Here is a 6,000-nt window from a genome sequence, read left to right on the forward strand (position 1 = left end):
AAGAAAAAGAAGGAAATACAAGCCTTTTTTTAGGCTAAAAAGAAAGACTGAGAAATAAAATCAGGATGGTTTTTGGTTGATTTACAAGAAAAAAAAGCGAATTTCAAGAAAAAATTTGAGGAATAAAACAAATTTTTTTCAAGCTTTAATATCACTAAAAGTCTGAAAATTCAATTTTTCAAAAAGGGCTTTAGAGTAAGAATTTGCGAGCTCTATAGTCTTTTGGACCTATTATCCATTTAGGTATGTGACTTTGTTTTGAAATAAAATGAAATGGAACAGTAGTTGTTTTGAAATGTTTCTATGTTATGATGAATCCCGTAGAAAATTTAAGGAGTTGTTTTTAAGGAATGAAAAAAAATGCACTAAGAATGGCTGTATCCACTTTTGTAGTAGGAACTGTGATTGTAGCTGGAGGCCAATTCGCAGACGCAAAACAAATCAATGTAGCAAAGGGAGACACGTTATCCGCAATTGCCAAGAACAATAATACAACTGTCGACAAAATTGCCAAAGACAACAACATTTCTAACATTAATCTTATTTATATAGGTCAAACACTTGAAGTTGGAGAAAATGGAACTGGAGTATCAGTAGCACCAGCACAAACGCAATCAAATGCTGCAGCAGCTCCTAGCCAAGCGCAGACTAGTCAACCAGCACAACAACAAACTAGAACTGCAGCTCCAGCTCAAAAAGCACAACCAAGTCAAAGTGCTAGCACATCAAATGCAAGCTCTTCTGAACAACAAGCGAAACAATGGATTGCACAAAAAGAATCTGGTGGTAACTACGGTGCTGTAAGTTCCACTGGTAAATACATTGGTCGTTACCAATTAACGAATTCTTACTTAAAAGGTGATTATTCTGCTGCTAACCAAGAACGTGTTGCAGATAATTATGTCAAGAGCCGTTATGGTTCTTGGGCAAATGCTAAAGCACATCATTTACAAACTGGTTGGTATTAATCAAAAGGAACAGATTCCTCTGGGGTCTGTTCTTTTTTTGTATAAAAAAGCTATTTAATTATTGCTTACTTTCACGTATAATAGAAGTAGAATAATAGAAAGTAGGGCAAATATGAATAATAGAAAAGCAGAATTTATTTTAGGCATTATTGGATCAAGCCTAGCAGCAGTTGGCGTATTGCTTACCGGAATAATTACGATGTTTGTTGTTCTAGCGACTTCTGCCGACCATGGTATGATGACGCAAGATGAAATCATCGGTATATCATTTAGCATTGGTTTTATAGGGCTCAATCTTTTATTAGCTCTTGTGTCATGTGTGTTTGGTTTTATTGCTTCCTTTAAACTGAAAAATGGAGTTAACGTAAAGGGCTGGTCAATTTTATTAATTGTGATAGGAGCACTGTGCTTCTTCAGTTACGGCTTTATTACGGGCGTTTTATTCCTTATTGCTGGTATTATGTCGGTTTCAAAACGGCAGAGTGAAAAAAATCAATTTGATTCCTTTGAATAAAAAAGAAACCTGCTAGGTGAGCTAGGTTTCTTTTTTTTAATCCTCATAAATTTCAATTCGGTCTTTTAGGTTTTGTTTAGATAAATTATTTTCTTTCATGTAGCGCAGTGCACGCTTTACGGTATAATGATAATCAAATACGAGTGCTGCAATTCCTAAAATGATAATACTAGTTAGAATAAGAGCTTCTTGCATAACTACACCTCACTTTTCTTTTTAAGTGTAGCATAAGAATGGTTTTTTTTTACAAAAATCGTGCGGTGGTTGTATGAAAAAAAGTGGAATTATTGCTATAATAAGAACATCTTAACAAAAAGGAGTAGACAAATGAAAAATTCATGGAAAGTGATTATTGGAATTGCGATAGTCGTATTAGTACTGGGTATTCCCTTTATTACTACATACAATTCTTTAAATAAAAAGGAAAATGAAGTAGATGCACAATGGGCGAATGTAGAAAGCAAGTTACAACGCCGTTATGATTTAATTCCCAATTTAGTGAATGCTGTAAAGGGGAGTATGACACAAGAAAAAGAAGTTTTTGGACAAATTGCTGAAGCTAGAACGGCTGTGTCTAAAGCGGGGACGCAAAACGAGCAAATTAAAGCGGCCAATCAAATGGATCAAGCGGTGACACGCTTAATTGCTACTGTTGAAAATTATCCGGAACTAAAATCGAGTGACAATGTGACGCGTTTGATGGATGAACTTGCAGGCAGTGAAAATCGAATTTCGGTTGAGCGTGATAAATATAATGATGCGGTGCGTGCTTATAATACAAAAGTGAAGAGTGCGCCAACAAGTTTTGTGGCCGGGATGCTAGGCTTTGAAGCGAAACCTTATTTTAAAGCCGTAGAAGGAGCTGACAAGGCACCCGAAGTGAATTTTGACTAAAAGGGAGGAGACTTACTTTGAAACGGTTAGCCTTATGTATAAGTTTTCTTTCAGTTTTAGTGATGTTGTTAGTTCCCTATACAGTGGAAGCCGCTAAATTTCCGCAGCCTACTCAGGACTTTTATGTGGCAGACTATGCGAATATTTTAGATGGTAAAACAAAAGAAATGATCATGTCTGTTAATTATGCGTACCAAAAAGAAAGTGAAAAACCACAAATTGTGGTCGCTACGGTTGATTCTTTTGATGGCTTATCTAAAGAAGAATATGCGAATCAATTATTTAATAAGTGGGAGATTGGAAATAAATCGTCGGATAATGGGATTTTAATTCTTCTATCAACGGGTGAGCGAGAAATTAAAATAGAAGTGGGCTACGGTCTTGAAGGTGCTGTAACGGACGGGACAGCTGGCGAGATTTTAGACCATAATTTATCGTATCTTAAAAAAGATGATTTTAGTGCAGGCTTAAGCAATATTTTTTCGGAAGTTGCTCTAAAAGTCAACCAAGAGTATGACTATAAAGATGAAACCATTTTTAAAAATTATACGGACGAAATGAATACGGCTAAATCGAGTATGGACGCTAATAATTCGAACCGGCTTAGCCCAGGCATGATTGCACTTATTGTGATTGGTGTTATTACCTTTATCATTATCGGAGGCATAAATGGTAGAGGAAGAGGCGGCGGCCCACGTGGTCCTTATAATAGCGGACGACGAGGCGGCGGACCATTTATTGGGGGCGGCGGTTCCTTCGGCGGAGGCTCTCGAGGCTCTGGTGGTGGTTTTGGCGGTTTCGGCGGCGGCGGAAGTTCTGGTGGCGGTGGAGCTGGAAGAGGTTTTTAAAAAAATTAAATTAACGACTTTTAAAAGGCTGATGCATAGGTGTCAGCCTTTTTAGGTGGCAAAGTGCATATTGCTTTAAATAAAAAAAGAATTCAGGTATCTTAAAATTAGATGATAGTGATTCAAAAAAAGGGGGAAATTATGAGTTTACGGCGATTTTGGCAATTCTTTTTTGTCTTTTTATTATTTCTCCTCATTCCAGTCATACATGTAGATGCACATGCTTATTTGCAAAGTTCTACACCTCAAGATGGTAGCCATGTTACGAAAATGCCGCCAGAAATTGTACTTACATATAATGAATCTATAAAATCCGATTTTCCGTCGATTACAGTGATGAATTCAAAGGGGGAGCGAATTGCTACGGGGGAAACGGTTGTCAAGAAGGATAATGATCATGTTGTTTCTGTTAAAATAAAAGGTGTCGCAAAACCGGACGTATATACGGCTGAATGGCGGGTTGTATCGGCGGACGGGCATCCCGTCTCTGGAGTCCTAGCTTTTAAAGTCGGTCAAACGAATAAAGAGCTATTAAAAACGTCTGCTGAAGCCCAAAACTCGGAGACTATGAGCACAATCTTAAAAGTTTTTCTTTACACAAGTTTTAGTCTTGTTCTGGGTGTTTTACTTGTGTTATTTGCTCTTTTCCCGTTTAAAAAAGAGTTTCCGCTGCAAATGCTAAAACGTACGAAAATACTTGCTGTAGTAGGCATTAGTATGATGGGGCTAGTCATTTTAATTTCGCTGCCTGTTCAAATTAACACGATGATGCTTGGTGCTCGTTTTAATATGCAAAATGTCTTAAGTTTTTTTGGCACCTCAACAGGCAAACTCTACCTTGCACAAGTTATTTTATGGCTCATACTAGCTATCCTGTTCTTCTTTTTATTTAAAAGGAAAAGTCGTGTCGTATTGCCGATTCTATCCGCGCTTACTTTACTCGCTTTATTTATGACTAAGGCGCTTAGTGGGCACAGTCAGGCACAGGCGGACCGAGTTGTTGCAACGACTGCGGATTTCTTACATCTTACAGCAGCAAGCTTGTGGGTAGGTGGCATTGTCGTTTTGCTCTTCATTTGGAAGGGACCAGATGTTAAAGAAATGTGGACTCGCTTTGCCGTTTATGCGATGGCCGCGTTTGGCACGCTTCTTTTGTCGGGCGTTTTAATGTCCGTTATGAATGTAGGGGCGATGAAAAACCTTGTTGAAACAGATTATGGCCTGACACTACTCATTAAAATTGGGCTTGTTATTCTGATGGCTCTGCTTGGTTTAGGTCATTATGTTTATTTCAAACAGACAGGGAAGCAAATTCCGGTGAAGACGATTTTGGTTGAAATGATAGTTGGTCTTGTCATTTTAAGCGTCGCAGGCGTTCTGTCAGATACGAAAACACCAAAACCGGAGCCTAGTAAGCCGTATAGCGAAATTGCGAGGGATAAAAGCGGTCAAGCGAAAATTCGGCTACAAATTACGCCAGCTAAAGTGGGGGAGAATACCTTTAGCGCTAGCTTTTTAACAAAAGAAGGGGCTGATTTTGGTTCACTTGAACAGGTCACTTTTGTGGTGAAGCATGCGGGAAGTGAGGCGAAGGAATTTCAAGGGACACGTTCTTCAAATGGAGATTATGTGGCGAGCGGTTTATACATCAATCAAGTTGGTCAGTGGGAAGTTTTGGTTCGCGGTTTAACAACGGATTTTAATACGACAGAGCAAGTATTTAATTTAAAAATAAAGGAGTAGACAATGAAAAAATGGCTAATAGCAAGTGGATTAATGGTAGGTTTATTGGGAAGTTTTCCGGCATTTGTAAGCGCGCATGTGAGTGTCACACCGAGTGAGTCGAAAACAGGGGCGTACGAAACCTATACAGTGAAAGTACCTGTTGAAAAAGAGAGTAATACGACTAAAATTGTTCTCAAAATACCAGAAGGCGCAAAATATGTATCGTATGAGCCAGTCGCTGGATTTGAAACCACTTTTGATAAAACGAAAAATATTTTAACGTGGAAGGCAACAGGTGAGGGGATTAAACCGGGGCAATTCATGCGGTTTAGCTTTATTTCAAGTAATCCTGAAAAGAGTACGACATTAAAATGGGATGCGTTTCAGTATTCCGAAGATGGTTCAATTGTGGAGTGGACGGGGGACGAAAATTCCGATACGCCACATGCTGAAACGAAAATAACAACATCGAACGCACCGAAGGAAGATGCGCACGGAAATGTTGCAATAAGTAAGCCGGACGAAAAACAAGAAGTTGCCGCTTGGTTTCTCTACACCACACTTGGAATTAGCGTTTTAGCCATTGCAATGAGTTTATTTACTTTATTCCGTAAGAAAAAATAAGGCCGAATGGAGGGTGCTAGAAATGAGACAAGTCCATCATGTCGCAATTGGAAAACCTAAAGAAATGATGATTTCAAACCGGTCGAAAATGATGACGGGAATTGAGAAAACAGGCGTACTAGAAGCCCATCTCACTCTCCAAGGTTTTACTGGCGATGGCCCTTTCAATATGAAGCATCACGGAGGGCCAGACCGAACCGTTTGCATTTTCCCTATTGAACATTATGCGTATTTTGAAGAAAAATTTCAAAAAACATTACCAAAAAGCGCTTTTGGGGAAAATTTAATGGTTTCAGGTATGCTAGAAAAAGATGTTTCGATTGGCGATATTTTTCAAATTGGGGAGGCTGTCATTCAAGTGACCGAAGCACGTAACCCGTGCTCGACCATTGCTAAATATAATCATATGCCCGAACTTTATAAAGAA

The 6,000-nt window shown here is 38.8% G+C and carries 8 protein-coding genes; 7 read left to right on the top strand and 1 reads right to left on the bottom strand.

Features of this window, described 5'->3' with window-relative positions:
- The first annotated feature begins 350 nt into the window (after positions 1 to 350).
- The gene (apf, locus tag LFLEISCH_RS08545; protein WP_007475472.1) at positions 351 to 968 is read left to right on the top strand and encodes an aggregation-promoting factor; all 618 of its coding nucleotides are present in this window, start codon (positions 351 to 353) and stop codon (positions 966 to 968) included.
- Between the two features lie 112 nt (positions 969 to 1,080).
- The gene (locus tag LFLEISCH_RS08550; protein ID WP_007475473.1) at positions 1,081 to 1,482 is read left to right on the top strand and encodes a DUF4064 domain-containing protein; all 402 of its coding nucleotides are present in this window, start codon (positions 1,081 to 1,083) and stop codon (positions 1,480 to 1,482) included.
- Positions 1,483 to 1,518: 36 nt separating this feature from the next.
- On the opposite strand, the gene LFLEISCH_RS15385 is transcribed toward LFLEISCH_RS08550, so the two are convergent.
- Complete coding sequence (locus LFLEISCH_RS15385; RefSeq protein ID WP_159099762.1) at positions 1,519 to 1,677, bottom strand: hypothetical protein; 159 nt, start codon at positions 1,675 to 1,677, stop codon at positions 1,519 to 1,521.
- Positions 1,678 to 1,809: 132 nt separating this feature from the next.
- Between LFLEISCH_RS15385 and LFLEISCH_RS08555 the strand changes: the two genes are divergently transcribed.
- The 5 genes from LFLEISCH_RS08555 to LFLEISCH_RS08575 all read left to right on the top strand — a co-directional run.
- Entirely contained in the window at positions 1,810 to 2,376 is a 567-nt protein-coding gene (locus tag LFLEISCH_RS08555) for a LemA family protein (RefSeq protein ID WP_007475474.1), read from the top strand.
- A gap of 17 nt (positions 2,377 to 2,393) precedes the next feature.
- Positions 2,394 to 3,224: a TPM domain-containing protein gene (locus LFLEISCH_RS08560; RefSeq protein WP_007475475.1), complete on the top strand. Its 831-nt coding sequence runs from the start codon at positions 2,394 to 2,396 to the stop codon at positions 3,222 to 3,224.
- Between the two features lie 141 nt (positions 3,225 to 3,365).
- Positions 3,366 to 4,967 carry a copper resistance CopC/CopD family protein gene (locus tag LFLEISCH_RS08565; protein ID WP_007475476.1) on the top strand — a complete coding sequence of 534 codons (1,602 nt, stop codon included), beginning with the start codon at positions 3,366 to 3,368 and terminating at the stop codon, positions 4,965 to 4,967.
- A gap of 3 nt (positions 4,968 to 4,970) precedes the next feature.
- Entirely contained in the window at positions 4,971 to 5,573 is a 603-nt protein-coding gene (locus LFLEISCH_RS08570) for a DUF1775 domain-containing protein (RefSeq protein WP_007475477.1), read from the top strand.
- Between the two features lie 22 nt (positions 5,574 to 5,595).
- Positions 5,596 to 6,000: MOSC domain-containing protein (locus tag LFLEISCH_RS08575; protein WP_007475478.1), on the top strand; the 405-nt coding region annotated here is incomplete at its 3' end.

The organism is Listeria fleischmannii subsp. fleischmannii LU2006-1 (assembly GCF_000344175.1).
GTDB classification, from domain to species: domain Bacteria; phylum Bacillota; class Bacilli; order Lactobacillales; family Listeriaceae; genus Listeria; species Listeria fleischmannii.

Coding starts and splice junctions, on each gene's coding strand:
- apf (WP_007475472.1), top strand. CDS start 351: ATGAAAAAAAATGCACTAAGAATGGCTGTATCCACTTTTGTAGTAGGA.
- LFLEISCH_RS08550 (WP_007475473.1), top strand. CDS start 1,081: ATGAATAATAGAAAAGCAGAATTTATTTTAGGCATTATTGGATCAAGC.
- LFLEISCH_RS15385 (WP_159099762.1), bottom strand. CDS start 1,677: ATGCAAGAAGCTCTTATTCTAACTAGTATTATCATTTTAGGAATTGCA.
- LFLEISCH_RS08555 (WP_007475474.1), top strand. CDS start 1,810: ATGAAAAATTCATGGAAAGTGATTATTGGAATTGCGATAGTCGTATTA.
- LFLEISCH_RS08565 (WP_007475476.1), top strand. CDS start 3,366: ATGAGTTTACGGCGATTTTGGCAATTCTTTTTTGTCTTTTTATTATTT.
- LFLEISCH_RS08570 (WP_007475477.1), top strand. CDS start 4,971: ATGAAAAAATGGCTAATAGCAAGTGGATTAATGGTAGGTTTATTGGGA.